At 59.3% G+C, this 25,412-nt stretch carries 24 protein-coding genes and 2 tRNA genes; 8 read left to right on the forward strand and 18 right to left on the reverse strand.

Annotated elements, in window-relative coordinates; translation table 11 throughout:
* Positions 1-134: 134 nt before the first annotated feature.
* Positions 135-2,216, forward strand: coding sequence for a penicillin-binding protein 1C (gene pbpC / locus AC0JZ8_RS20185; protein ID WP_471893287.1), 2,082 nt, complete (start codon positions 135-137; stop codon positions 2,214-2,216).
* Between the two features lie 52 nt (positions 2,217-2,268).
* Here pbpC and AC0JZ8_RS20190 read toward each other — a convergent pair whose 3' ends face one another.
* The 12 genes from AC0JZ8_RS20190 to AC0JZ8_RS20245 form a co-directional block, all read right to left on the reverse strand.
* A complete protein-coding gene (locus AC0JZ8_RS20190) occupies positions 2,269-3,624 on the reverse strand; it encodes a pilus assembly protein TadG-related protein (RefSeq protein ID WP_062453853.1) in 1,356 nt (451 codons plus the stop codon).
* Between the two features lie 319 nt (positions 3,625-3,943).
* Positions 3,944-4,019, reverse strand: a tRNA-Phe gene (locus AC0JZ8_RS20195).
* Between the two features lie 181 nt (positions 4,020-4,200).
* Positions 4,201-4,419: a DNA gyrase inhibitor YacG gene (gene yacG / locus AC0JZ8_RS20200; RefSeq protein WP_062579059.1), complete on the reverse strand. Its 219-nt coding sequence runs from the start codon at positions 4,417-4,419 to the stop codon at positions 4,201-4,203.
* 22 nt (positions 4,420-4,441) lie between these two features.
* Positions 4,442-5,062: a Maf-like protein gene (locus tag AC0JZ8_RS20205; protein ID WP_471893288.1), complete on the reverse strand. Its 621-nt coding sequence runs from the start codon at positions 5,060-5,062 to the stop codon at positions 4,442-4,444.
* Positions 5,063-5,090: 28 nt separating this feature from the next.
* Positions 5,091-5,309: a translation initiation factor IF-1 gene (gene infA, locus AC0JZ8_RS20210; protein WP_062453856.1), complete on the reverse strand. Its 219-nt coding sequence runs from the start codon at positions 5,307-5,309 to the stop codon at positions 5,091-5,093.
* Between the two features lie 129 nt (positions 5,310-5,438).
* Positions 5,439-5,870 carry an arsenate-mycothiol transferase ArsC gene (locus AC0JZ8_RS20215; RefSeq protein ID WP_062454876.1) on the reverse strand — a complete coding sequence of 144 codons (432 nt, stop codon included), beginning with the start codon at positions 5,868-5,870 and terminating at the stop codon, positions 5,439-5,441.
* Positions 5,871-5,938: 68 nt separating this feature from the next.
* Positions 5,939-6,412: a UPF0262 family protein gene (locus tag AC0JZ8_RS20220; protein WP_062453857.1), complete on the reverse strand. Its 474-nt coding sequence runs from the start codon at positions 6,410-6,412 to the stop codon at positions 5,939-5,941.
* 2 nt (positions 6,413-6,414) lie between these two features.
* On the reverse strand, positions 6,415-7,728 hold the full coding sequence (gene hisD, locus AC0JZ8_RS20225; RefSeq protein ID WP_062453858.1) for a histidinol dehydrogenase: 1,314 nt from the start codon (positions 7,726-7,728) through the stop codon (positions 6,415-6,417).
* A gap of 42 nt (positions 7,729-7,770) precedes the next feature.
* On the reverse strand, positions 7,771-8,202 hold the full coding sequence (locus AC0JZ8_RS20230) for a DUF2948 family protein (protein WP_062579055.1): 432 nt from the start codon (positions 8,200-8,202) through the stop codon (positions 7,771-7,773).
* A gap of 83 nt (positions 8,203-8,285) precedes the next feature.
* Positions 8,286-9,128, reverse strand: a complete 843-nt coding sequence (locus AC0JZ8_RS20235) for an oxidoreductase (protein WP_192087542.1) — start codon at positions 9,126-9,128, stop codon at positions 8,286-8,288.
* A gap of 153 nt (positions 9,129-9,281) precedes the next feature.
* On the reverse strand, positions 9,282-10,574 hold the full coding sequence (gene murA / locus AC0JZ8_RS20240) for a UDP-N-acetylglucosamine 1-carboxyvinyltransferase (RefSeq protein WP_471893289.1): 1,293 nt from the start codon (positions 10,572-10,574) through the stop codon (positions 9,282-9,284).
* Positions 10,575-10,703: 129 nt separating this feature from the next.
* Positions 10,704-10,928, reverse strand: a complete 225-nt coding sequence (locus AC0JZ8_RS20245; protein WP_471893290.1) for a hypothetical protein — start codon at positions 10,926-10,928, stop codon at positions 10,704-10,706.
* A 153-nt stretch (positions 10,929-11,081) separates the two neighbouring features.
* On the opposite strand from AC0JZ8_RS20245, the gene AC0JZ8_RS20250 reads away from it, so the two are divergent.
* A tRNA-Thr gene (locus tag AC0JZ8_RS20250) sits at positions 11,082-11,156 on the forward strand.
* A 1,068-nt stretch (positions 11,157-12,224) separates the two neighbouring features.
* Here the strand turns inward: AC0JZ8_RS20250 and AC0JZ8_RS20255 are convergent.
* On the reverse strand, positions 12,225-13,109 hold the full coding sequence (locus AC0JZ8_RS20255; RefSeq protein ID WP_471893291.1) for a glycoside hydrolase family 5 protein: 885 nt from the start codon (positions 13,107-13,109) through the stop codon (positions 12,225-12,227).
* Positions 13,110-13,526: 417 nt separating this feature from the next.
* Here AC0JZ8_RS20255 and AC0JZ8_RS20260 point away from each other — a divergent pair, with 417 nt between their 5' ends.
* From AC0JZ8_RS20260 to AC0JZ8_RS20280, 5 genes are read left to right on the forward strand one after another with little or no spacing between them, the layout of a single operon-like run.
* Positions 13,527-14,594: a glycosyltransferase gene (locus AC0JZ8_RS20260; RefSeq protein WP_471893292.1), complete on the forward strand. Its 1,068-nt coding sequence runs from the start codon at positions 13,527-13,529 to the stop codon at positions 14,592-14,594.
* Positions 14,587-15,690: a glycosyltransferase family 4 protein gene (locus AC0JZ8_RS20265; RefSeq protein ID WP_471893293.1), complete on the forward strand. Its 1,104-nt coding sequence runs from the start codon at positions 14,587-14,589 to the stop codon at positions 15,688-15,690. Before AC0JZ8_RS20260 ends, AC0JZ8_RS20265 begins: the two co-directional genes overlap by 8 nt.
* Positions 15,691-15,695: 5 nt before the next feature.
* Positions 15,696-16,475, forward strand: coding sequence for a WecB/TagA/CpsF family glycosyltransferase (locus AC0JZ8_RS20270; protein ID WP_471893294.1), 780 nt, complete (start codon positions 15,696-15,698; stop codon positions 16,473-16,475).
* Positions 16,476-16,483: 8 nt separating this feature from the next.
* On the forward strand, positions 16,484-17,407 hold the full coding sequence (locus AC0JZ8_RS20275) for a glycosyltransferase (RefSeq protein ID WP_471893295.1): 924 nt from the start codon (positions 16,484-16,486) through the stop codon (positions 17,405-17,407).
* Between the two features lie 43 nt (positions 17,408-17,450).
* Positions 17,451-18,908, forward strand: a complete 1,458-nt coding sequence (locus tag AC0JZ8_RS20280) for an oligosaccharide flippase family protein (protein ID WP_471893296.1) — start codon at positions 17,451-17,453, stop codon at positions 18,906-18,908.
* A gap of 147 nt (positions 18,909-19,055) precedes the next feature.
* On the opposite strand, the gene AC0JZ8_RS20285 is transcribed toward AC0JZ8_RS20280, so the two are convergent.
* Positions 19,056-19,676 carry a transglutaminase-like cysteine peptidase gene (locus AC0JZ8_RS20285; protein ID WP_471893297.1) on the reverse strand — a complete coding sequence of 207 codons (621 nt, stop codon included), beginning with the start codon at positions 19,674-19,676 and terminating at the stop codon, positions 19,056-19,058.
* A 367-nt stretch (positions 19,677-20,043) separates the two neighbouring features.
* On the reverse strand, positions 20,044-20,478 hold the full coding sequence (locus AC0JZ8_RS20290) for a BA14K family protein (protein WP_471893298.1): 435 nt from the start codon (positions 20,476-20,478) through the stop codon (positions 20,044-20,046).
* A gap of 197 nt (positions 20,479-20,675) precedes the next feature.
* Between AC0JZ8_RS20290 and AC0JZ8_RS20295 the strand changes: the two genes are divergently transcribed.
* Positions 20,676-21,764 (forward strand): hypothetical protein, encoded by a 1,089-nt coding sequence (locus tag AC0JZ8_RS20295; protein WP_471893299.1) that lies wholly within the window; start codon positions 20,676-20,678, stop codon positions 21,762-21,764.
* Positions 21,765-21,785: 21 nt separating this feature from the next.
* On the opposite strand, the gene AC0JZ8_RS20300 is transcribed toward AC0JZ8_RS20295, so the two are convergent.
* From AC0JZ8_RS20300 to AC0JZ8_RS20310, 3 genes are read right to left on the reverse strand one after another with little or no spacing between them, the layout of a single operon-like run.
* Positions 21,786-23,591, reverse strand: a complete 1,806-nt coding sequence (locus AC0JZ8_RS20300) for an ABC transporter ATP-binding protein (protein ID WP_471893300.1) — start codon at positions 23,589-23,591, stop codon at positions 21,786-21,788.
* 2 nt (positions 23,592-23,593) lie between these two features.
* Complete coding sequence (locus tag AC0JZ8_RS20305; RefSeq protein ID WP_371816133.1) at positions 23,594-24,448, reverse strand: ABC transporter permease; 855 nt, start codon at positions 24,446-24,448, stop codon at positions 23,594-23,596.
* 5 nt (positions 24,449-24,453) lie between these two features.
* On the reverse strand, positions 24,454-25,395 hold the full coding sequence (locus AC0JZ8_RS20310) for an ABC transporter permease (RefSeq protein ID WP_471893403.1): 942 nt from the start codon (positions 25,393-25,395) through the stop codon (positions 24,454-24,456).
* Between the last annotated feature and the right edge of the window lie 17 nt (positions 25,396-25,412).

The raw sequence follows: 25,412 nt of genomic DNA on the forward strand, positions 1-25,412 counted from the left end.
ACAGGCAGGTGGCTGCCGTCCGCCTCAACGGGCGGCAGCTTGCAGCATGAGATTGCGACCAGGAAGCCTCGAATGACGATCGCCTTGCAAAGCGAAGTCGAGGCAGTCAGCGGCAGGACGACGAGAAGAATGCCATGAGACGCAGATGGACGTATTCGTTGGGCCTTGGTCTTTGCACAGCTCTCGCGGCGGGGCTGGCGATCGGGCTTGACGCTGCAGACCGTGCCTATCCGCCACCGCTCGATAAGGCGCAAACCGTATCGGCAGAGGTGCTCGATGCCGACGGGCTTCTGCTCCGTGCATTTGCCACACCCGAAAGCCGCTGGCGTCTCAAAACCTCGATCGCGGATGTCGATCCGCGGTTCCTGAAAATGCTTGTCGCCTATGAGGACCAGCGGTTTTACCAGCATGGCGGCATTGACCTGAAGGCGATGGGCCGCGCGGCGTTCCAGCTTCTCGTCAACGGGCGGATCGTTTCCGGCGCCTCGACGCTATCCATGCAGGTCGCGCGTCTGATCGAGCCCAGGGAAGCCCGGTCATTTTCGGCAAAGCTCCTGCAGATCGCCCGCGCCATCCAGATCGAACGCCGCCTCGACAAGCAGGAGATCCTTGAGCTCTATCTCACCTACGCGCCCTATGGGGGAAATCTCGAAGGGGTGAGGGCTGCAAGCTTTGCCTATTTCGGCAAGGAGCCGGCGCGGCTGACGGTGGCGGAAGCAGCTCTGCTTGTGGCCCTGCCGCAATCGCCGGAAACGCGTCGGCCGGACCGGCATCCGCAATCGGCCATGCGGGCCCGTCAAGGCGTTCTCTCCCGGCCGGCCGTCGCGTCCCTGACGGGTGAAGGAGAAGCGGAACGGGCGTCCCAAGACGGCCTCCCCCGGCGCAGACTGCAATTGCCGGCGCTTGCGGCGCATATGGCGGAAGCCGCGATCCGTAAACAGCCCGGAGTGCCGCGATACCAGAGCACGCTGAAACGCGGCATTCAGCAGAAGCTGGAAGAGGTTGCGCGGGAGGCTTCGACGCGGCTCGAACCGAAAGCATCGCTCGCCATGGTCATGGCGGATGCGGTAACGGGGAAGATTGTCGCCCAGGTCGGTTCCGCCGATTACTTCGACGCCAGCCGCGCCGGCTGGATCGACATGACACGGGTGCTGCGGTCTCCGGGATCGACCCTGAAGCCGTTCATCTATGGACTTGCCTTCGAACAGGGGCTGGTGGCGCAAGAAACGATGATCGAGGATCGACCGGCGGATTTCTTCGGCTATCGGCCGAAGAATTTCGACATGAGCTATCAGGGCGATGTCACGGTGCGCCAGGCGCTTCAGCTGTCGCTCAATGTTCCGGCGATCCGGCTGCTCGATGCAGTTGGCCCGTCACGCCTGATGATCCGCTTCCGACGGGCAGCGGTGCACCCGGTGCTTCCCCGGAACGAGGCGCCGGGCCTTGCGATCGGACTTGGCGGGGTCGGCATTACACTGAGGGATCTGGTCCAGGCCTATGCGGCTCTCGCCAATGGCGGTCAGCCGGTCCGCCTCGGCAACGGTATCGACACCGTCGCGGCGCGTCTGGACAGCGAGCCATTGCTGGAGCCTCAGGCGATCTGGAACGTCACCGACATCCTTTCGGATGTGCTGCCGCCAACCGGAAGCCGCCGCCTCGGCATCGCCTACAAGACCGGCACGAGTTACGGATACCGCGACGCCTGGTCGGTGGGTTATGATGGACGCCACGTACTGGGTGTCTGGGTCGGCCGGCCGGACAATGGTGCGGTGCCCGGCATCGCCGGCTACCAGACAGCGGCGCCGATCCTGTTTGAGGCATTCGCCCGCTCCGGCGTCGCGATCACACCGCATCCATCGCCACCATCAGCCACGGCCCGGCTGGCGCAATCGAACCTGCCGATGGGCCAGCGGCGCTTCTCGATGACGGCAAGCGGCCTGATCAGCGCCTCGACCCGCGAAGCCGCCCCGCAGATCGTCTATCCCCCCGAGGGTGCCAAGGTGGATCTCGGCGCCCAAACCGGCGAGATCTCGCCGCTGGTGCTGAAACTGCAGGGCGGCCGCCCGCCGTTCCGCTGGCTGGCCAACGGAAAACCCCTCACCGATCTTTCCCGCCGCCGCACCAACAACTGGTTACCCGAAGGCGCGGGCTTCTCGACACTGACGGTGATCGATTCCGCCGGCCGGGCTGCAACCGTGCGGGTGTTCGTGGAGTGAGGGCAGGTTAGGCCAGGAGTGAACCGGACCGAGATCGGAATGATCAGGCCCGTCAGCTTGTCAGCCGTACACGGCCCACGATCTTGCGAAACAAGACATCCATTGCCTCGCTTATGCCATCGGTCGGACTGACCTCGAAATAGTAGCCTTCCGTGGCGCAAGATTGCATCTGCGTTGGAATTTCCTTCTGAAAGGGTGCGATCCACTTCTTGTAGAAACCGTCTTTGGGCAGAGGCAGATAGGTCGTGTACAGGACTGCGACCTTTATTCCGCGCGCCTTCAGGGCGTTGCAATGACTGGCATTCAACGGCTCCATGCAACGATCGCCGTTGGATGACGAGAGCTTCTTTGTACAATCGGAACGGTATGCGTCTCCAACGCCGTCCGCGACAAGGAAAACGATTGGCTGTCTATCCGCCGAACTGCTCCCGTCACCGACGGTTTTGATCTTTTGGCCGATCTTGGACAGTATCTCATTGTAGTCGGTCTGCCCGTTCGGCGACGAATGGCTCGGAACGCTCATCAGCTCAATCATCTTCGTGGCCTTCGCCACTGAGGTGAAATTGCTCGTCGGCTCGGAAACGGTGTATAACTGGGCATCGGCAGAGGTTTGTCCGAACGTATAGGCACCGATCTTGAATTGGCCTGAGACGGTCTGAGTCTCCTGCGCCGTTGTCATGAGCGCCGAGACCGCCTCCGCGACAACGTCGATGCGGATGGTCGCGCCAACTTCTTTGGCGAGATAGTAATAGCTGTTTTTGTCGGCGACACCGCTCGTCGAAACGATGTGGCATGCAAAAGCGCAGTTGGCGTCCTTGCCTTTCCCATCCGATCCATTCTTCGTTGCAGCTTCCAGTTTCGCCACGTCGTCGGCAGTCGCGCCGACCCCCATCGATGGCGTGTTGTCCAGCAGCATGTAGAAATCCAGAAAACTCGGTATCAGGTAGGCTGCGGTCGCTTGCCCCGAAATCGCCATCTCGTCATTGCCGAGGATTCGCGTAAAGGTCGTGGGTAGAGTGGCGGCGTATTTCAGTCTCGATGTGACGACACCGTCGGACTTTACCAGCTCCAGCTTGACGTCGATCAGCAGGCTCGACAAACCTTCCATGTTGTCCCCATATCTGGCCGACAACTGAGATTTGAAGATTTTCTTGGCTTCGGTGTCCGCGATGGCGACAGTACCGTCCTCGGCCATTTTCATGGCTTTTGCGACCGCTGCGGATTTTTCGGAGACAGCAGCAAGTACCGCAGCATCCGCAGCGGCATCGAGATAGGATTTTGCCTCCAGGGCGCGTCCGAAATCGATTGCCAATCCGACACTACCGATCAAAGGAACCATGATAAGGCCGGTGAGCACGCCGAAATTGCCCCGGGTGCAGGAAAAAATAGACCTCAATTTTGCAAGCATAAACCGCAATCTGCCTTTTAGTTTTTATAGCGGCATCATGCTGCATTTCGATCAGAGCATTCGATCAGCTCCCACCGCTTCAAATGTTTGTTACTAAAGTAGCTAATTGAAATTGTTAACGAAACGTGTTTTTGCGGCGCCCGGTCTCGTGGCCAGTGGTGGGGAACGGGAGGCCGCTCACCAAAGAAGTCGGCCGATCCTTGTGGAGTCGCGTTTTTGACGAACAGCAGGTGAGTGGTAGAGATGCCCGGATCTGCAAAGACGAGACAAATCGTCTTCAACTGGACTCGATCAACAGAGGCATTTTCTTGATAAAAAATGGTGCCCGGAGGCGGATTTGAACCACCGACACGCGGATTTTCAATCCGCTGCTCTACCAACTGAGCTATCCGGGCATCCGGGCTTTATGCAAGCCGTTCCGGTCCTTGGTTGACCGGCCGGGGTTTGTATCCCCGGGAAGCGAGCGGGGTTATAACATCTTGTTCGGCCATGTCCAGCACCCCGGACGACTTTTTTGAAAGGTTTGTGAAAAACCTGATTTCATGAGCGAAATCAAAGGCCGAACCGGACGAGGATCTAGTCCTCGTAGTTGTCGGCTTTGCTTTCATCGTCGGCCACGGGGATGGCGTAGCTGCCCTGCAGCCAGCGGGAGAGATCCAGATTGCGGCAGCGGTCCGAGCAGAAGGGATAGTGTTCGCGCGCGGAAGGGCGGCTGCATTCGGGACAGGGCCTTGCCTTGCGCAAAGGCTCCACCTTGCCGCCTGTCGTGATGTCCTTGTTTGAAGTTTCAGCCATATCAGGCCTCCTTCTTAAGTCTTCAGCCTTGCGGCCATGCGCCGGCGACGTCAAAACCTTCGCCAGCCAGCAGACCCGTCACTTCATGAAGCGGCAGGCCGACGACGTTGGAATAGGAACCGACGAGTTTCTGCACGAAGGCGCCGGCGATGCCCTGGATCGCGTAAGCCCCGGCTTTTCCCCGCCACTGGCCCGATGCGATATAGTTCTCGATCTCGCGGGTCGACAGTCGCTTGAAGCGCACCTTGGTCTCAACCACCTTCTGGCGGAACTGGCCGCCGGGGGTAACGAGACAGATGCCGGTATAGACCCAGTGGCCGCGGCCCGACAGAAGATGCAGGGCAGCACTTGCGTCCTGCGTATAGTCAGTCTTTTCCAGGATGCGGCGTCCAACCGCCACGACCGTATCGGCAGACAAGATATAGCTGTGGCGCCAGGCGGGATCGTTGTTGACGGCGGCGAAGGCGGCTTCCGCCTTTTCCGTCGAAAGACGACGCGCAAGCGAACGCGGATGTTCCACCCGCTTGGGTGTCTCGTCAATATCCATCGGCATCAGCCGGGCCGGTTCGATGCCGACCTGATTGAGAAGATCGAGACGACGCGGCGAGCCTGAGGCCAGGATGAGCTTTTGTTCGATCGCCATGGGGACCCGTCTTTGCCGCGAGAAATTCTTACTTGAAGCGGTAGGTGATGCGACCCTTGGTCAGGTCGTAAGGGGTCATTTCGACAAGAACCTTGTCGCCTGCCAGAACGCGGATACGGTTCTTGCGCATGCGGCCCGCGGTGTGGGCGATGATTTCGTGTTCGTTCTCGAGCTTCACGCGAAAGGTCGCGTTCGGCAACAGTTCGACGACAATGCCCGGGAATTCAAGAACTTCTTCTTTAGCCATGTATTGGTTTTCTTTCTGTGTTGAAGGTCGGGCAGGCCGAAATCTGATCAGCCGCCTCGAAATTTGCGCGGAAACTACACAATCGCGTCCGGTTTGTGAACCTCGCTTGACAGCGATTCTTGAAGACCGTCAATCGCCTGCCGGAGGTGGCCTGCGAATGGGCCTCATCCGTCGGTCAATCAGCTTCCACAGATGCTCTCGCACCTCGCGATAAGCGTCGAGAACCTGCTCACGCGTGCCGGTCGCAGCCGTCGGATCCATGGTCGGCCAATAGACCACATCGACGGCGTTCGAACGGGTGAGTTCCAGCGCCGCGTGATGGGCCTCCGGCGTCAGCGTCACTATCAAATCGAAGAAATCATCCTCAAGGTCATCCATCGTCCGCGGCTTGTGCTGCCGGTTGCGGTTGAGCGAAAGGCCCACCTCTTCCAGAACGACATCGACGAAGGGATCGTGCTCGCCGGAACGGACGCCCGCCGACTGGATGTAGATATCGGGCTGCAGCAGGCTTTTTGCAATGGCCTCCGCCATCGGCGAACGGATGGAGTTGAAACCGCACATGAAGAGGATCGCGGTCGGAATGCCGATCGTCTGCTTCCTTGTCGGTTCGTCATCGGCCGCCATGGTCTTCAGCCGCGCCAGTAGAGCACGCAGACGAGCGTGAACAGCCGTCTTGCGGTATCGAAGTCGATTCGGATCTTGCCGTCGAGACGATCCATCAGGGTTTGCGAGCCCTCGTTGTGAATGCCGCGGCGGCCCATGTCGATCGCCTCGATGCGCGATGGCGTGGAGGTCTTGATCGCCTCGTAATAGCTTTCGCAGATCATGAAGTAATCCTTGATGATCCGCCGGAATGGCGTCAGCGACAGGATGTGGACCGCAACCCCCTCGCCCGCTTCGCCAGTGATGGTGAGCATCAGCTTTGCCTCGACCAGCGAAAGCTTCAACGTGTAGGGGCCGCCTGCATGGCCGACCGGCTCGAAGGCGTTTTCCTCGACAAGGTCGAAGATGGCAACTGCCCGCTCATGTTCGACATCGGGCGTCGAGCGCCCGATCGAGTCGTCGAGGACGACATCCGAGAGCCGGAAGTGCCCTTGTCCCATCCCTAGCCCTCGTCTTGCGGAGGATGGGCGTTCATGCGGATGGCGACCGAACGGGCGTGTGCATCGAGCCCTTCCGAATGGGCGAGCGTGATGGCGGCCGGCGCCAGTTGCCGCAGCTGATCGGGTCCGAGCCTGAGGATCGAGGTGCGCTTGACGAAATCGAGCACACCGAGGCCGGACGAAAAGCGTGCCGAGCGTGCCGTCGGCAGAACGTGGTTGGAGCCGCCGACATAATCGCCGATGACTTCAGGCGTGTGGCGACCGATGAAGATGGCGCCGGCATTGCGGATGCCGGCCATGAGCGCATCCGGATCGGCAACGGCCAATTCAAGATGTTCGGCGGCAATGCGGTTTGCCAGCGGCAACGCGGCTTCGAAATTCTCGACCAGGATCACAGCGCCGAAATCGCGCCAGCTCGCGGCGGCCGTTTCTGCGCGCGACAGTGTCTTCAATTGTCGCTCGACGGCTGCCTCGACCGATTTTCCGAATTCGGCATCGTCGGTGATCAGGATCGACTGGGCACCGGCATCGTGTTCAGCCTGGGCCAGAAGGTCGGCGGCGATCCAGTCGGGGTCGTTGTCCTTGTCGGCCAGGATCAGCACTTCAGATGGGCCGGCGATCATGTCGATGCCGACGATGCCGAAGACCTGGCGCTTGGCGGCCGCCACATAAGCGTTGCCGGGACCGACGATCTTGGCGACCGGCGCAATCGTATCGGTACCATAGGCAAGCGCTGCTACGGCCTGCGCACCGCCGACGCGGTAGATTTCCGTAACGCCCGAGATGCGCGCCGCGGCAAGGACGGCCGGGTTGATGCTGCCGCCACCGGCCGGCACGACCATGACGACGCGCGGCACGCCGGCAACCTTTGCCGGCACCGCATTCATCAGCACGGAGCTTGGATAGGATGCCGTGCCGCCCGGTACGTAGAGACCGACGGCTTCGATCGCTGTCCAGCGGGAGCCGAGGCCGACGCCGATCGCGTCTTCGTAGATATCGTCCTTCGGCATCTGGCGGGCATGATGCTTTTCGATCCGCTCGGCTGCGAACTTCAGCGCGTCGATCACCTTGCGGTCCGTTTCGGCGAAGGCCTTGTCGACCTCCTCATCGGTCACGCGGATGCCGGTCGCTGCAAGATCGATGCCGTCGAAGCGTTTTGAATAGTCGACAAGTGCCGCGTCGCCGCGGGCGCGCACGTCATCGATGATGGCGTGCACGACGGCGTTCACATCCTCGGAGACTTCCCGCTTGGTCGAAAGAAAAGCGGAAAAGCGTGTCTCGAAGTCCGGTGCTGTCTGCTCAAGCCAGAGTGCCAAGCGGATATTCCTTCCCGTTCCATGCCATGATCACAAGGCCGGTCAAGGATGGCGCGGCCTCGTTGCGGTTTCCCATGCGCCGCCGATATCTGCAAGAGCAACTTCGATGCATTCGACATCGAGAGCAATGGTGCCGCCGCCGGAAAGCATCAGTTCCACGGTGCCATCAGGCCCCTCGCCCTTGGGCATGAAGCGCACGGCGAGAAGCGACAGGACATCATCCTTGCGGTTGCGGTCGATACCGGTCGAACGGACTGCTTCCACGCGCTTGAGGACGAGCGCTGCACGGTGCCGCTCGAACCCCTTTTTCTTCTCGCCGGCCTTTTCCCAATCAAACCTGTTGGCAGCCAGCGAGAATATCTTTTCCGACGCCGACCACTGCACGTCGGACAGCTTGAAGACCGCATCCTGCATATGGGCAGACACGATCCCCAGATCGTCGGTATCGAGAGCCAGAAGCTTGAGCTCGGTCATGCGCGTCCATTCCGTTCCTGGGCCGCGATCTGCGGCCCGTTGTTTGATGGTCTGGAGATAGGATGGCGCATGGCAAGAAGCAACTATTTCGGGAAGTCGGCAGAGAGCGTCGTGTCCTTCCAGGCAACGATCTCGTCGCGGCGTTCCGAAAGCTTGGCGGTGATGCCGGTATAGGCAATTTCGCCGAGCACGAGATGGCGCGGAGGGTTGGACGCCTCGACGACCTTGATCATGGCTTCGCCGGCACGGACAGGATCGCCCGGCTGCTGGCCGCTATAGCCTGCCGTCTGCGACAGACGGGCGCCTGCGGTATCCTGATACTCGTCGATCTTGACAGGCGTCTGTTTCAGCGAACGGCCGGCCCAATCCGTCCGGAACGGACCCGGTGCGACGCAAGTGACCTTGATGCCAAGCGCTGCAACTTCGGCGGACAGCGCATCGGAAAAGCCTTCAACGGCGTGCTTGCTTGCCGCATAATAACCGGAGCCCGGGAAGCCGATAAAGCCGGCCTGGGAGGTGACGTTGAGGATGTGGCCCTTGCGGCGGGCGCGCATGCCGGGCAGCACCGCCCGCGTCATGGCGAAAAGGCCGAAGACATTGGCATCGAACATGCCCCGGATCTCGTCTTCCTCGCCTTCCTCGATCGAGGCCTGGTAGCCGTAACCGGCATTGTTGACGAGGACGTCGATGCGCCCGAACTTTTCCTCGGCAGCGCTGACAGCAGCTGCGATCTGGCCTTCGTCGGTCACGTCGAGATCAACGGCGAGCGCATTGTCGTGGCCGGCGATGAGATCGGCAAGCCTTGCCTTGTCGCGGGCCGTGACGACGGTCGGAAAGCCCTTTGCAATTGTCAGCTTGGCGAGTTCCAGGCCGAAGCCGGAGGAGCAGCCGGTGATGAACCAGACGTTGGAAGATGCATCAGTCATAAAAATATCTCCGATGGAAAAGCCGGATCATGAAAATGAGGCGGGGCGTGTTGGATGACAATACCTGACATAGGCATGAAAAAAGGGACGGCAAGGTATCCCCCTGGCCGCCCCTCATCCCTCGAAACATGCGGCCTCTTCAGGCCATATTGCTCAGTCGCTGACGCGTTCGACGATGGCGCCGCAGCGTGTCAGCTTTTCTTCAAGACGCTCGAAACCACGATCGAGATGGTAGACGCGGCTGACGATCGTTTCGCCTTCGGCCGCAAGGCCGGCAATGACGAGCGACACCGATGCGCGAAGGTCTGTTGCCATCACTGGCGCACCCTTCAGCTGCGAAACGCCTTCGATACGCGCCATCTGCCCCGACAGCGAAATGCGCGCACCGAGACGGGCGAGTTCCTGCACGTGCATGAAGCGGTTTTCGAAGATGGTTTCGGTGACGTGCGAAACGCCCGACGACATGGTCATCAGCGCCATGAACTGTGCCTGCAGGTCCGTCGGGAAGCCCGGGAAGGGCTCGGTGACGATATCGACCGGCTGAATCCGGTTGCCGTTCCTGACGACACGCAGACCGCTTTCGGTTTCGGTGATCTCGGCACCGGCAAGGCGCAGCGTATCGAGCGCATTTTCAAGCAGCGAGGCCTGCGTGCCTTCGAGCACCACATCGCCGCCGGTCATGGCAACCGCCATCGCATAGGTGCCGGTCTCGATCCGGTCCGGCAGGACGCGGTGACGGGCGCCCGACAGCGAGGCAACGCCTTCGATGGTGATGGTGCGCGTGCCGGCGCCGCTGATCTTGGCGCCCATGGCCGTCAGGCATTTTACGAGATCGACCACTTCGGGTTCGCGGGCGGCGTTGTCGATGACGGTGGTGCCGCGGGCAAGGGTTGCCGCCATCAGCATGACATGCGTGGCGCCGACCGAAACCTTGGGGAAGGTGTAATGTGCGCCGACAAGGCCGCCCTTGGGGGCCGACGCGTTGATATAGCCGGCATCGACCTCGAGGATGGCGCCGAGCGCCTGCAGGCCGTCAAGGAACAGATCGACCGGACGCGTGCCGATGGCGCAACCGCCCGGAAGCGACACGCGGGCCTTGCCTTCACGCGCCAGCAGCGGGCCGATCACCCAGAACGAGGCGCGCATCTTGGAGACCAGCTCGTAAGGAGCGGTCGTATCGACGATGGTGCGGCAGGTGAAATTGATCGTGCGCGAATAGCTCTCGGCCTGGCTTTCGCGGCGGCCGTTGACGGAGACATCAACGCCATGATTGCCGAGGATGCGCAACAGCTGTTCGACATCGGCCAGATGCGGCACGTTTTCGAGCGTCAGCGTATCGCTGGTCAGAAGCGACGCAATCATCAGCGGCAGCGCGGCGTTCTTGGCGCCCGAGATCGGGATCGTGCCGTGAAGCTCGTTGCCGCCGGAAATTCTGATGCGATCCATGGTGTGGTAACTCTTTCTCTCAAGCGGCCGGGTTTGCGTCTCTAGACCAAACCTTGTCCCGCTTCAATCCGTGATGAAAACTGCGGATGAGAGCAAATCGTGCCACAACCCGTTTATGCACTGCAAAGACTATGATGATTCGTCCGTTTTTGCGGCAGAGGGCGAAGACGCCGGCAAACCTTGCGTCTCGTCCGCCTCGCCGGCGCGCCGCGCGCGCGACTGACCTTTCCGCCGCATCAGGTTTTCCCGCAATTTCGCAGCGGCACGCTGCTTGCGATCCAGCTCACGCCGCTCGGCTTCGCTTGAACGTGCGGCCGGCGCCTGGCTATCCAAGGTTTTTGGTTTTTTCGACATGGCTTCTCCTTAAAGAAAAAGCCCGACACACGAAAGCGCCCCGGGCGTTTTCCCGGATGGTTCTCCAAGAAGTTCGATTTTGCTGCTTGCACTTGCCCCGAACCTATGGCAATAGCCCCCTCGCTGACGACACGAACCCGAACGTCCGCAGTTGCTGCTATAGCTCAGGGGTAGAGCACTCCCTTGGTAAGGGAGAGGCCGAGAGTTCAAATCTCTCTAGCAGCACCATTTTTCTTTCCCTGATTGAAATTGTTGAAGGCCATCATTCAGATGGCGTCTCTCCATGTATGTTTCGGAATGCGCGGAATGACGGGAGCCGCTCGTCGGATTGCCGATCTGAATACATACCCTCGTAAGATCGTTGCTATTTGCATGGCTCCATGATCCGGATAACTGCTCCCCTATTTCATAGAGGGCCAGACCTCGCACGGATCTCAATCATTATCTCAATCGAAAATGATGAATAGCGCGGCTTTTGGTTTGTGGAGCTGAGCGTCAAGCCGAGTATTACATTCGCGGACGCGCAGCAAAGAACTAGACGAATCCACTATGAATCCGGCATCTTTTCCACAACCAACGGATTATGAGGGGAAAAACACATAATCCAGTTGTACTCTGCCGAAATGACTCGACAGCAATATCAGTCACATCAATACTGTCAGTGTTCGCTAATACTAGATTCGCGGACGGCGACTGCGGTCTGTCTTGGCGGACAGATGCAGTCGCGCAATGCGTGGCCGCACACGGAAACAATGCTCTGCCGTGCGGATGTCTTAGCGGATTATGAAAATCCAACTGTGCAGTTTGATTCTACATATCCCGACCAACTACGGCAAGGCAGGGCGCAAGGCATAAGGAGAAATATTATGCCCCATAGAAAGCGCTCACCTCGCGTAACGGCGGAGATGGCTGCTCGCATCAAACGTCTTCTTCTTGAGCGAATGATGCAACATGACATCGCAGCTAAGTTCGGAATCAATCCTGGCAGAGTTAGCGAGATTAAAACAGGCAGGCGTTTCGGTAATATCGCCCCAACGGTGGAGTTCTAAAGTGGCTAAAAAGCAGTCATCAACTCCGATTTCCTCGTTAGCCTCGAAGGTGCTTTCCGGCGCCAAGAAAGCTACGCCCACCGATGCGAAGAAACTCGCCGCTTCCGTCCTTTCGCAGGACGAGAAGAGAGGTAAGTAACTCCAGTGTAGCCCGCGGCATTCGCGGGCTACACTGAATCTATCAGCATTCTTATTTCGCGAAGTAAGCCGGATACCGTCATTGCTATTCGTGCAATCCCCTCTCCGCCTAGCTCCGACACCCAACATACGGCATCAGCAGCTTCAACTGCTCGCTCATGACGCCTGGCCTGTCTCGTGGGGGATCAACAGTTTGCTGGTTGGTGTTGCCCCAGACGCCGCCGCCGGCCCAGTAGGTGGCGCCGAGGAAGATGTCGGGGCGGGCCATCATGGCATCGAGAAGGTCGCGCAGTTCCCGTAGAGAGCCTTCGGTTCGGCCGGTGGCGAATTCGCCGATGAAGATGCGTTTTCGATGTTGGGTCGCCCAGTCTGTGGCGCTTTTCAGGAACCGTTTTCCGATGCCTTCGGTGGCGATCGGGTTGGAGCCGCCAAATCCCTTGTCGAGATACTGGTGCATGTCGAAGCCGCAATTGTCGGCGGGATCGAATGCCTGCAACATCACGGTGCCGTTCGAGGTCTTCGTCCAGGAATGGGCGCCCGTCCAGGCGATGCCGGAAAACAGCACGGTTCCCGTTGCGCCACGCCGCCTGATTTCGGCGCATGCGGCGTTCTGGGTGTTAAGGTTGAGAATGGGATCCTGGTCATGCGGCTCGTTCATCAGCCCGTACCAGACAAGGCTGTTCTTTCCGTATCGCTGTGCCAGCTCGCCCCAGAACGCCGCGTAGCTTTCGAGCATTGCCGCGGACGTGCCGTCTCCGATGACGATCTTATCGCGCCTTCCGTAGTCATGCATATCCAGGAGGACAACCGCACCCTCGCCCACTGCCCGGCCGACCAGACGATCGAGGCCCTCAAGTGCCGCCGGCTCAAGCGGTTTTGCAATATCGGGCTGCAGGCGGCTCCACTTGAAGGGGATCCGAAACACTTTCACGCCCAGCGAGAGGTAATAATTCAGGTTCTCCAGGTGAGGCCACTTCCAACGGCCGCCAATCATCTCGAACTCAGCACCGGCCAGGTTAACCCCGATCAGCGGGCACGTTCCCGTTCGGGCACCTACGGAAGGACCTGACGACACAACCGACGCCGCAAACGCGCCAGCGCCGAACAACAAAGATCTTCTTGAGCATTCATTCATGTAAGACGCCTGTAATAAAGATTTTATTATAATATTGATGCACTAAACAATCAATAACTTACGGATTTTTGTGCAACACCTCAGCGAATTCACACTACAACACCCATATTGAATTCCATTATACGATTAACCTAGCGATTAGTTTTGTTTATTGAGGACTCAGCAAGAGCATATCCATGCTGTAACCACGATTCGATGTCGTGCTACTCGACATTTCACTGATTAGCAGCGGTGATGGACGGCATGCGCGGGTGTCCGGCGACAGCAGGAGTGGGAATGCGAGTGATATTCGATCTGACGCTTGCCACGCGCAAGCCGGAGATTACCGGTGTCGAACGTTACGGGATCAATCTATTCGAGGCATTCCGGAAAATTTGCCCTGGCAGCACGGCCTATGTCATGTCGACGTCGTTTTTTTCGAGCGACGACAACCTGGTCCTCTGCCGGCATCCTTTGATGGCCTGGCTCACTTTGCCGTTCAGGCTGGCATCTTCCAGTTACGATGCGGCCGTCTTTCCGAGCATGCCGGCAAGTCCGCTCTCCATATCATCCAGACTGCCACTCTATCGAATCATTCACGACGACTTCCCCTGGACAAGAGGACAGGAGATGCCGATCAAGGGGCGCCTTCTGTTTCGGGATGTGGAGCGCGCCGTCTCATCCCGATACCGCGCCATCTTTGCGCCAACCGGCTACTCGGCGGCAAAGCTTCGTCCGATCTTTCCCTCCCATGATGTGAGCGAGATCGGCAACGCCCCCGCGCTGCCGTTCAACGGCGAACTGTCCGAGATCGCGGAACTGCGGGGCAAAGACTTCGTCCTGAGCGTGGGGACGGTGGAGCCCCGAAAGAACTACGAAAAGATCATCGACGTCGCGGCAGCGCTTCAACCGCACAATGTCCTGTCGGTCGTTGTTGGTCGCAGCGGTTGGGGAAATATCGCCACCGATCTTGACCGGGCGAGCAACGACCCAACGAGCAACATCCGATGGATGAAGGACATATCCGACAGCCAGTTGCGGTGGCTTTACGCAAACTGCCGGTCGTTCCTGTCTTTGTCGCATGACGAGGGGTTCAATATGCCGCTCGTCGAGGCAGGGTCGCTGGGCTGCAGCATTGTCGCGTCCGACATCGCCATCCACCGGACTGTTTCTCCGCCATGGGGACGGCTGGTCTCGCCGGGCGCACGCGCTGACGAGATCTCGACTGAGATCATGACGGCTCCGCGAGCGACTGAGAGCGCGTATCTTGCCTACAGAGCCCGGTATTCCTGGGATTTTATCGCGGCAAACCTGCTTTCGAAAATCCAGGCCCATAGACGCACCGGAGCACGGTCCCATGCCTGAGCACCAGTTGACCATGCTCTGGCATGAAGCCGGAAACTCGCACTACCATGACCGATTTGTCGAGCTTTCGAAGGTCGCCAATCTCACGGTCATGGGGCCAAAAACCTTTCAAGGCACAACGTTCGACCCTGAGAAATTCCACTTTCCGGTGAAGCTGTTTAATTCCGTCTTGTCGTCGCACTGGCTGACATTCATCCCGAGCACCATCGCTTTCTACCGGGAAGCGCGACGGGCGGACATTCTCTACGTTCATGAGGAACCGCACTCGCTTGTCGCGTTCCTAAGCGCCACCCTGCGTCTCGGGCGGCCGATGTACATCGAAAGCTCGGCCATCAATCTCAAGGGAAACCTCTCCGGATGGAATGTCCTCGAGCGGTTCGTCTATAAAACAGCGACCAAGATCATTCCCAAGAACCATGAGGTCGCCGATGTCCTTCACAGACGGGGGGCTCCCCGGAGCAAGATCTCAAGCCCCATCGGTAACGGCGTTTCAAAGTCGTCGTTTTCGATCGTCGATAAGTCGGCGGCACGTTCTGCGCTTGCGCAAAAGTATCCGCAGGTCTCCGATGCATTCAAGAAGGGCGGTCTCGTTCTCGGCTATGCCGGGCGGATCTGGCAGCCGAAAGGGATAGAGATCCTGGCGCAGCTTGCACAGGAACTCCCGGTCGCGATCCTCGCCTGCGGGCCGGTCGCAGATGATTATCTGGTCGATACACTCGTTGCGGCGGGGGTAACGGTTCTTCCCAGTCTTCAGAAGGATGATCTGCGGACATTTTACAGCGCGCTCGATCTCTTCATTCTGCCGAGCCTCTCGACGAAGAACTGGCGGGAACAGTTCGGCCGTGTCTGCATCGAGGCAATCTATTGCGGGACGCCGGCTGTCGGTTCGCATGTGGGCGGCATTCCGATGGTGATCGGCGCCAGCCAGACCTTCGAGGCAGGCAATATCGAGCAGGCCAAGGCACTGCTGACCAAACTTTCAGACGAGGCGGAGCGGGCGGAAATCCTGCGGTGGCAGACCGCCCATGTCGATCAGAATTTTTCCTGGAAAGCGATTGCAGAGCAAGTTTTAGCCGTCACACACTTAAAGAGATAAATGCAATGACCGAAGATCGACTTGGGTCCAGAGATAAAATATTCGGTTTATCCTTTTACGAATATTCCGACGACGCTCTCGTAGAACAGGCTGTTTCTCCCCTTTCCGAGACGGACGGGGTAAAACTGGTCGTCACTGCGAATACGGATCACGTCTCCAACCTGTACAAAAATGCTGAATTCAGACGTGCTTACGACAGTGCGTGGTCAGTCACGATCGATGGCATGCCCGTCTTTCTCTATGCGAAACTGTGCGGCGCGGCCGTCAAGCAGCGGATACCAGGCGCCGATCTCTTTCCCAAGCTGCTCGATGCCCTGACAGACACGAACCATCGGCCGTTCTTCGTCTGCTCGAGCCAGGCGACGGCGGACGGGCTGGCAGTCCAGATGACGGCACGTGGCTTCCCGGAGGCCGGCTTCGGCTACGCGATACCGCCGTTTGGTTTTGAAAAACAACCCTCTCATACGCGCGACCTGCTGAGCGCGATCCGCGACAACCGCACAACGCATCTGTTCATGGGTATCGGCGCGCCCAAATCCGAAATTTGGGTGAACCAGAACAGATCCGCGCTTGGGCACCTTTACGCCTTCTGCTTCGGCGCGGCTCTCGAATTCACAGCCGGCACCAAGACTCGAGCGCCAAAGGTTTTCCGTCTGGTTGGAATGGAATGGTTCTGGCGAGTGGCCACCGAGCCCCGTCGCTTGTTCAAACGGTACTTCATCAGTTCCTGGGGCTTTTTCTCAGCCGTTGTCGCCGATCTGAACCAATCCAGAATAAGCTCGTAGGTGGCCCGATGTACGATGTGTCCGTGATCATTCCAGTCGTATCGAAAAGCAGTCGTCTGGCGCGCACGCGCGAAGTGGTGCGGCGATTGCAGGAGCAGAGGGCGATCGCGCTTGAAATCATCATCGTGATGCAGGGGTTCGACGAGACCGAAACGATCGGCATTGATGGTGTTAAAACCGTATTCTCGCGCGTGTTCAGCTCGTCGCATTCCCGAAATGTCGGCGCCTGTCACGCGACGGCCGATCTCATCTCGTTTCTGGATGACGACACATATCCGGCCGCGAGCGATTTCTACCGCAGGGTGAAAACCATTCTCGATGTCGGCGCGGTCGATTTCGTCACCTGCAACATCGTCTCGAACGGCAAGCGGCTGGCTGCAAGCCGGATCGAAAGCGATGTCCAAATCAACAGGCAAACCATCATCGGCAACATGTGGGAACCGGGGCTGACGCTTCGCCGCAAGACGTTTTTAAAATTCCAGTTCGATGCCACGCTGGGTATCGGCGCCATTCATGGATCGGGAGAGGGCTTCGATCTCGGGGCACGTTTGGTCGACGCCGGCCTGAAGGGCAAGCGGTTGGCCGGCCTGGAAATCGACCATCCGCCTTTGCCGTTGAACTCCGAATTCGATGTCCAGCGCACGTTCTACTACTCGCTTGGCAACGGCAGCTCCCTGGTCGCCAGAGGGTTCCACAAGGCCTATGCAAAGCAACTCTTCAAGCAGGTCGCAAAGACGGTGCTCTATCCATGTCTCAACAGGTGGAGCGAGGCGAAGCTTGCCCTGCTGCGGCTTGCCTGCCTGCTGATCGGGCCGGCGATCCCGCGCGGCGTTCCGAAGATCATTCCAAACCAGTTGGCGAAGGACCTGATCGACGGTGAAATCCACCCGTTCCCTGGGGTGGAACCTCGGATCGACCGGGCCACAGCCTAGACCATTCGCTTGACGCGACCGAAATCTCACCGATCGGCTTCACATGTCCTATTTGAAACTGGCAATCAAGGGTACGAGCTGGTCGCTTGCGCAGGTGCTCGTCGAGCGGCTGACGCAGACCGTGGTGTTTCTGATTGCGGCAGCCCTGCTCGGGCCGCATGAGTTTGGTGTCGCAGCGCTTTCAACCGCGCCGGCCGTGATCATCGCGTCCACCCTGCAGTCCGGAAGCCAGGTGGTGATACAGCGGCGACTGCTCGACGATGACTTCGTCAATTCGGTCTTCGGTCTCTTCCTTCTGCTTGGCCTCTGCGGCTCGGCGCTACTCTTGATAGCGAGCGCCCTTCTCCGCCACCTGGAAACCTTCTCCGGCCTCAGTGCCATGGTTGCCGTTACATCGATCGCTCCCCTTGTCTCAGCGCTCGCGGTCGTGCCGGAAGGACTGCTCGCGCGAGATTTCGCCTACAAGGTACTGGCGGTCCGAAAGTCGGCCGGGTTGCTTGTGGGCGGGATTGTCTGCTGCGCGCTTGCGTTTTCGGGGTTAGGCGCCTGGAGCATCGTTGCAGTCGTCGTGATAACGCCGATCGTTGCGGCGATGGTCAGTGTTGTGGCGGCGCGCTGGAAGCCAACGGCCATGCCGACGCTGATCTCGATGCGGTCGACGCTGAATTTCTCGTTCGCCGTAATCGGAATGTCGGCAGTCACGCAGATCAACGTGCGCTCTGCCGATGTGGTGGTCGGTTTGGTCGCGACACCGACAGCGACGGGTGTTTTTCGGCTATCACGCACGGTGCTTGATCTCGCATCAAGCCTGTTTCTCAACCCGATCAACAACATCCTGCTGCCAATCTTTTCCAGGATGGGTGAGGATCGTGACCGGATGATAAGCACGATGTGGCGGTCATGCGCGGTAACAGGCCTTGTTGCCGCGATACCCTTTGTCGCTTCCGCGTTTTCAGCGCCCTATGTCGCATATATGTTTTTTGGAGACAGGTGGCCACAACTGCCCGAAACGATAACACTGATGCTGGTGGCGCTACCGTTCATTGCGGTTGTCGTGCCAGTGCAAACCTTCCTGGTTGCAACAGGACACCCAAGCTTGGCATTCCTCAACAATGTCTACCAGGCACTTGCTGATGTCGTGATGATTGCAGTCGGAGCATATTTCGGGATATTTTGGGCAGCAGCGATGTTCAGCCTGAGATTCTCTCTGACAGCGTTGTTTATTCTCCTGGCCGTGCAGAAACGATTCAGTGAGATCAACGCGTTTGATGGGATCAAAACAACATTTCCGGCGCTTGTCGCGATTGCCATCGTATCAACCCTGACCGGGTTTCTATGGCTATGGCAGCTCGATCTCAAACACTTATCAGTCGCTGTATCATTTAGCGCTGCGGCCTCTCTGGCATACGCATTGATAGGCGCGTTCGTATTTCACGATCGTATCCGGCCAGTTCTTGAGATCTGGAAGGCGCGGCGCGTTCGTGCGCCGACTGCTGCCTGATCTAAAGCCCGGCTGTCTCGCAGACTGGCCTCCGTCTCGAGGTCCTGGGGAAGGTTGGTGGTCTGATACGGTATCATCGTAACCGTCGGGGCGTCCGACCTGATCGATCAGGACAGCGCGCCGGTGTCTGACGAGTGCGACCCTAGTTTACCATTGGTTGGCAACAAAGGTCGGGCGGTCGTTGGATGGCCCGATCTTGACCCAGATCCTAGGGCTCTTCTGCGACTGCATCATGATCCAGGTCAGGTCGGTCTTCTTCCACGGCTTGATTTCGGAGGACCGGTTGTCCAGCACCAGGTCGCCGGCGGATGTCTTTGCAACCAGCACCGCATGTCCCTCTCCGGACCGCGTTCTTGCCACAGCCATTCTCAGCGATCCGGAAGGCCAGCCGAGGGAGATGAGGTGTTTGCGCTTCGTGAGCGCGTAATCTTCGCAATCGCCTGACGCCACATCAATGCTCCACTCGTCGGAGCCGTCGGCATCATTGACGGGACGGACGGTGCGATTGATGCCTGAATTCACCGAAAGCAGTTGCGCCTTGCGATCCTCGGTCAGTTCGACGATGCCGTCGCCGCCGGTATCGGCGCACTGTTCCTGATTGCTACGGCAGAATTTCGCAAAAGCGTAAGGTGCAAGCGCAAAACCACTTTCCTGGATGCGCTGCATTGAGCCTCTCACATCCCGCAGAATGCCGACAGGGCCAGCCGCCATCGTTACCGATGGAACTGCGAAAAACGCCAGAGTCATGACTATCGAATGCAGTTTCATGGCACGTCTCCATGTGGAATGGAGAGAAATTTACCTGCATTCGTTGTATATCACGTTTTGAGAAAGTGTAAGATTTTAATTGTCGTGTAAATTAATTTTTTCTGTTTAAGAACTACTGCAAATATTGATTTGCTGATGGTTCAAGGAACTGCTGCCATCAGGCAATAAAAAAGGCCGGAGCGAATACACGCACCGACCTCCCTGCATTGCTCTCAGCCACTGCGCCAGTACATCCGTGGTCGCCGACGAAAACAATTGTAGCCAAGATATGGTAGCTCGATCCAGATATTCAACAGGAAATCGGGATCAAAAATGGGGGCAGCGGCTCAATGCGCTGCCCCTCATTACCTCAAAAGGCTAGACGCCCTCAGTAAGGCGAGTTGCACTGTGCACGAACGCCGGCACGTGGCACGTAGCTGTTATCCGATGCACGGTAGCTGCGGTAGCGGTCGGCACACCACTGGACGTGAGCACGGGTACCTGCGCGGGCCGGGCGACTTGTCACGGCACCGCCGATGATTGCGCCAGCGCCAAATGCTGCGAGGGGATACCAGAAACCATCGGAATGGCGGCGATAGCCCGGACGGCGATCACTGTATCCACGGTGGCCCTGGTGCCACCCGCGACGATCACGCATTTCCCGGCGTTCGCGCATGTCACGACGGTACTGGACATGTTCGACATCGGATACCTGAGGCGACTTCACCATCGGCAGGGGTGCCGCAGTCGCCGGGACAAGCGAGGTGAGGCCCAGTGCCACCGCAAGCGACGACGCGGTCAGAAACTTCGTAACAATATGCATATTAGTTCTCCGTGTTATGGAGAGACAACACATTGACGCAACAGGGAGTTCCCTCATCACGCGAGAGTGAGGCCCGCGTTACAGGTGTTTCCAACCTTGAGCGATCGCGACAACGGGAACAGCGGCCAATACATCGTTTAAATCTTAAATAAGCATTCTCCGCTATTTCTGATTGTTCAGAGCGTGCGGAGCATCCCATGGGCTTTTACGGCAACCCCTTCGGCTACGAGTATCAGTTCCCAAACAGGCTTACGCCGTCCCTCGACAAGGACGTCGTCAGCGTGGTTGACACCACCGCGGTTGCCGCGCTTACCGTCAATACAAAGTCGCTGTTCCAGCTGAAACTGCAGGACAACTCGATCCGCTTCGAGTTTACCCAGTATGCCTTGTGGACCTCTGGTTACAAGCCGACTTCAAGCGATACCGCCAGCGCTGTGCACTTCAACGGGCCGGTGTTTACCGATATCAACAACAACCTTTCTCCGATCGTCGGCGTCTCGATCAAGAGCAATATTGCCGGCCTCGACAGCCGGGACGTTTCGTTCGACTACAACAAGATCGCGATCGACTTTACCGGCATCAAGGCGGGTCCGACGTCGTACATCACAGTGACCGTGACCTTCAATGAACCCAAGCTTGGGGGTGACGGCAACGACGTGCTTAACGGATCGCGTTACGCAGACATCATGTCCGGCGGCAAGGGCGACGACAAGCTGATGAGCAGCGCCGGCGCCGACAAGATGGACGGTGGCGCCGGAACCGATACCGTCTCCTACGCCAATGCCACAACCGCAGTGGTTGCCAGCCTCGCCGCGCCGCAGGGCAATACAAACAATGCCAAGGGCGACACATATACCTCGATCGAGAACCTCATCGGGTCGCAATATCGCGACGTGCTGACGGGCGACCAGGGCGCGAACGTCCTTTCCGGCGGCCTTTCGAACGATCGCCTGACAGGCGGCGAAGGCGCGGACAGTTTCGTGTTTGACACGCGACTGAACAAGAAGGGCAATGTGGATACGATCACGGATTTCTCCGTCGCGGATGACACGATCTGGCTCGACACAGATATATTCACAAAGGCCGGCACGGTTGGGGATCTCGCATCGGATGCATTCCATAGCGGCACCGCGGCCAGCGACGCATCCGACCGGATCATCTATGACAAGGCGACCGGTCGTCTCTACTACGATGCCGATGGAACCGGCAAATACGGGCAGATGCTGTTTGCCATCGTCGACAAGGGCCTCAACATCACCGCAGCCGACTTCGACATCATCGCCTGATCGTAGTCGCAGGCTTTTGCGCTACGCTGCCTGCTGGACGAAGTGGCCCGGCGAGACCTCGAGATAGGTGCGCTTCGGCGCGACGTAATCGAGCGGCCTAACGGGGCTTTTTATCTCTTCGGACAATGGTGGCGGCGTCTCACCGCGGCGTGACGGGTCGGGAACCGGCACGGCGGAAATCAGCCGGCGGGTATAGGCATGCTGCGGATTGTCGAAAATCGCCGACCGCGGCCCGATCTCCACGATCTCTCCGAGAAACATGACAGCGACCCGGTGGCTCATGCGCTCAACGACGGCCATGTCGTGGGAGATGAACAGATAGGCCAGACCGTGCTTTTCCTGAAGCTCGAGCAGCAGGTTGGAGACCTGCGCCTTGACCGTGACGTCGAGGGCCGAAACTGCTTCGTCGGCGACGATAAATTTCGGCTCCAGCGCGAGCGCGCGCGCAATCGAAATGCGCTGGCGCTGACCGCCGGAAAATTCATGCGGATGGCGATCGGCCATCGCGGCCGAGAGCCCCACCTGTTCCAGCAGTTCTGAAACACGTGCCTTGGCCTCGCGCTTGCCCATCATCTTATGCGCAAGGATGGGCTCGGCAATGGCCGAACCGACGGTGATGCGCGGATTGAGCGAGGCGAACGGATCCTGGAAGATCATCTGCGAATTGCGACGCATGGTTCGCAGATCGCGCGTGCCGGCCTTGGTCACATCCTGGCCGTCGATCACGATCGAGCCGGCGGATGGATTGAGCAGACGGATGATTGCGCGTCCGGTGGTCGACTTGCCGCAGCCGGATTCACCGACCAGCGATAGTGTTTCACCGGGGCGCAGATCGAAGGATACGTCTTCCACGGCATGGACACGACCATTGGGCAGGTCGAAACGGACGGCGAGATTTTCGACCTTGAGGATCGGTGCGACGGTTTGGGAAACCGGTTTCATTTCGCGGCCGTCGGTCGCCTCGCCCGTCGCAGGATCGACTTCGGGAAAACGCTTCGGTGCCAGGCAAGCACCCATCGCGCCGAGGCGCGGGATCGAGGCGAGCAGCGACTTCGTGTAGATCGCCTTCGGGCTTGCGAAGATCTCGGTGGTCGGACCGGTCTCGATCATGTCGCCGCGGAACATCACCACCGTGCGGTCGGCGATTTCGGCCACCACGCCCATGTCGTGGGTGATGAACAGCACGCCCATGTTTTCCTCGCGCTGCAACTCGCGCAGCAGGTGGAGGATTTCGGCCTGGATGGTCACATCCAGCGCCGTCGTCGGTTCGTCGGCGATCAGCAGTTTCGGACGGCAGGCAAGCGCCATGGCAATCATCACGCGCTGGCGCATGCCGCCGGAGAACTTGTGCGGATATTCGTGCAGCCGCGCCTTGGCGGCGGGGATGCGCACCCGCTCCATCAGCCGCACGGTCTCGGCCTCGGCTTGGCCCCACGACAGGCCGCGATGCAGGACCAGCGCTTCGGCAATCTGGTTGCCGATGGTGAAGACAGGATTGAGCGAGGTCATCGGCTCCTGGAAGATCATGCCGATCGAGCCGCCGCGGACCTTGCGCATTTCGGATTCGCTTGCGGCAAGCAGATCCTTGCCGTCGAGAAGGATCCTGCCCTCGGCGCGCGAGCGTCCGGGCGGCAGGAGCCGCATGGTGGAGAGCGCTGTGACGCTTTTGCCAGAACCGCTCTCGCCAACGATCGCCACCGTCTCACCGGCATCGACGGACAGGCTGATGTTGCGGATGACGGCCTTCCATCCTTCCGGCGTCTTGAAGGAGGTCGTCAGGTTTTCGACCGACAGAACAGGCGGGGTCGTTTTTACTGTGTCGGTCATGATCAGCTTTCCTTCGCCAGCCGTGGATCGACGAGATCGCGCAGGCCATCGCCCAGCAATTGCAGGGAGAGGACCGAGAACACGATGGCGAGGCCCGGAAACACCATTAGCCACGGAGCGTTGTTCATGTATTCGCGCCCTGACGCGAGCATCGTGCCCCAGGTCGGCATGTCAGTGGAAACACCGACGCCGAGGAAAGAGAGGCTCGCTTCCGCCAGCATCGCCGAGGCGAACACGAAAGTTGCCTGCACGAGGATGGGCGATGCGAGGTTGAGGAGAACGTGGCGGAGCAGGATCTGCCATGTGGGCAGACCCATGGCCACAGCTGCCTCGATATAGGGCAGTTCGCGCAACACCAGCGTCGAGCCGCGGATGATGCGGGCAAGACGCGGCGCGTAGGTGATGCCGAGCGCCAGGATGACGGTCGTGAGCGACGGACCGAGTGCCGCGACGAGCGCGATCGCGAGCAGGATATCGGGAAACGACATCATCGCATCGAGGAGGCGCGAAATCGGCGCGTCGAGCTTGCGGAAGAAGCCGGCAGCGACACCCAGAATGACCCCGAGAACCGTGGAAATGGCGACCACGCCGAGGCTGACCATCAGCGAGATGCGGCCTGCGAAGATGGCGCGCGAAAAGATGTCGCGGCCGAATTCGTCCGTGCCGAAGAAATTCGCCATCGACGGCGGCTTCAGCTTGTTGACGATCGACAGCTTGTTTGGCGCGTAAGGGGCGACCCAGGGCGCAAGCAGTGCAGCTGCAACGACGACCACGAGAATGATGGCGCCTGCCAGCATCGCGCGGTTTCCGAACAGGCGGCGAAGGCTTGACGCGAAGGGCATGGAGACGGAGGCCATGGTGTTCATAGGCGCACCCGCGGATCAACGATGATGTAGAGCATGTCGACGATGAAGTTGATGAGAACGTAGATGGCGGCAACGACGAGCAGCGCGCCCTGGATGACCGGATAATCACGCCGCAACACGGCCGAGACGACGAGGTTGCCGACGCCGGGAAGGCCGAACACGGTTTCCGTCACGACAGCACCCGCGACCAGCATGGCGACCGACAGGCCGATGACGGTGATGATGGGGATCAGCGCGTTCTTCAAGGCGTGCTTGAGGATAACGCGGCCCTCGCCCGCTCCCTTGGCGCGTGCCGTGCGGACGTAATCGTCGCCGAGAACGTCCAGCATTGCGGCGCGCGTGAAGCGTGTGATGAGCGCCGAGTTGACGACGCCGAGTGCCACGGCCGGCAGGACGAGGTGATGCAGCCGCTCGTAGAACGGCGTACCCGGACCGCCATAGCCGGAAGCCGGGAACCAGCCCTGCCCGACCGCGAAGATCTGGATCAGCATCAGCCCGAGCCAGAAGCTCGGCACGCTTGCCGCAACCATGGTCAGCGTCACCACGATCTGGTCGAAGATCGTGCCGCGCTTGACGGCCGAGAGAATGCCGACGGGAAGCGCGATGGCAACCGCGATCAGGATCGAGAACAGCGTGAGGAAAAAGGTTGGCTCCGCACGCGCCGCAAGTGCAGTCGTTACCGGCTGGTTCAAGAAAATGGACTGACCGAGATCGCCTTTCAGAATGCCCAGCACGAACTGGCCGTACTGGACGAGCATGGGCGCATCGAGGCCCATGCGGGTGCGCAGTTGCGCGATGTCTTCCGGGGTCGCATCCGACCCCAGCATGACAGCGGCAGGATCGCCAGGCGTCACGCGAACGATGATGAAGACCACCGTCACGACGAGGGCGAGCACGATGGCCATGCCCCCCAGCCGTTTCAAAAGTGCCTGTGCGATCCTTGCCATAGCCAGTC

This window comes from Velazquezella soli, from assembly GCF_977018685.1.

Excerpts from the sequence above, each read along its gene's own strand:
- pbpC (WP_471893287.1), top strand. The coding sequence starts at position 135 with ATGAGACGCAGATGGACGTATTCGTTGGGCCTTGGTCTTTGCACAGCT.
- AC0JZ8_RS20190 (WP_062453853.1), bottom strand. The coding sequence starts at position 3,624 with ATGCTTGCAAAATTGAGGTCTATTTTTTCCTGCACCCGGGGCAATTTC.
- yacG (WP_062579059.1), bottom strand. The coding sequence starts at position 4,419 with ATGGCTGAAACTTCAAACAAGGACATCACGACAGGCGGCAAGGTGGAG.
- AC0JZ8_RS20205 (WP_471893288.1), bottom strand. The coding sequence starts at position 5,062 with ATGGCGATCGAACAAAAGCTCATCCTGGCCTCAGGCTCGCCGCGTCGT.
- infA (WP_062453856.1), bottom strand. The coding sequence starts at position 5,309 with ATGGCTAAAGAAGAAGTTCTTGAATTCCCGGGCATTGTCGTCGAACTG.
- AC0JZ8_RS20215 (WP_062454876.1), bottom strand. The coding sequence starts at position 5,870 with ATGTGCGGTTTCAACTCCATCCGTTCGCCGATGGCGGAGGCCATTGCA.
- AC0JZ8_RS20220 (WP_062453857.1), bottom strand. The coding sequence starts at position 6,412 with ATGGGACAAGGGCACTTCCGGCTCTCGGATGTCGTCCTCGACGACTCG.
- AC0JZ8_RS20230 (WP_062579055.1), bottom strand. The coding sequence starts at position 8,202 with ATGACCGAGCTCAAGCTTCTGGCTCTCGATACCGACGATCTGGGGATC.
- AC0JZ8_RS20235 (WP_192087542.1), bottom strand. The coding sequence starts at position 9,128 with ATGACTGATGCATCTTCCAACGTCTGGTTCATCACCGGCTGCTCCTCC.
- murA (WP_471893289.1), bottom strand. The coding sequence starts at position 10,574 with ATGGATCGCATCAGAATTTCCGGCGGCAACGAGCTTCACGGCACGATC.
- AC0JZ8_RS20245 (WP_471893290.1), bottom strand. The coding sequence starts at position 10,928 with ATGTCGAAAAAACCAAAAACCTTGGATAGCCAGGCGCCGGCCGCACGT.
- AC0JZ8_RS20255 (WP_471893291.1), bottom strand. The coding sequence starts at position 13,109 with ATGATTGGCGGCCGTTGGAAGTGGCCTCACCTGGAGAACCTGAATTAT.
- AC0JZ8_RS20260 (WP_471893292.1), top strand. The coding sequence starts at position 13,527 with ATGCGAGTGATATTCGATCTGACGCTTGCCACGCGCAAGCCGGAGATT.
- AC0JZ8_RS20265 (WP_471893293.1), top strand. The coding sequence starts at position 14,587 with ATGCCTGAGCACCAGTTGACCATGCTCTGGCATGAAGCCGGAAACTCG.
- AC0JZ8_RS20270 (WP_471893294.1), top strand. The coding sequence starts at position 15,696 with ATGACCGAAGATCGACTTGGGTCCAGAGATAAAATATTCGGTTTATCC.
- AC0JZ8_RS20275 (WP_471893295.1), top strand. The coding sequence starts at position 16,484 with ATGTACGATGTGTCCGTGATCATTCCAGTCGTATCGAAAAGCAGTCGT.
- AC0JZ8_RS20280 (WP_471893296.1), top strand. The coding sequence starts at position 17,451 with ATGTCCTATTTGAAACTGGCAATCAAGGGTACGAGCTGGTCGCTTGCG.
- AC0JZ8_RS20285 (WP_471893297.1), bottom strand. The coding sequence starts at position 19,676 with ATGAAACTGCATTCGATAGTCATGACTCTGGCGTTTTTCGCAGTTCCA.
- AC0JZ8_RS20290 (WP_471893298.1), bottom strand. The coding sequence starts at position 20,478 with ATGCATATTGTTACGAAGTTTCTGACCGCGTCGTCGCTTGCGGTGGCA.
- AC0JZ8_RS20295 (WP_471893299.1), top strand. The coding sequence starts at position 20,676 with ATGGGCTTTTACGGCAACCCCTTCGGCTACGAGTATCAGTTCCCAAAC.
- AC0JZ8_RS20300 (WP_471893300.1), bottom strand. The coding sequence starts at position 23,591 with ATGACCGACACAGTAAAAACGACCCCGCCTGTTCTGTCGGTCGAAAAC.
- AC0JZ8_RS20305 (WP_371816133.1), bottom strand. The coding sequence starts at position 24,448 with ATGGCCTCCGTCTCCATGCCCTTCGCGTCAAGCCTTCGCCGCCTGTTC.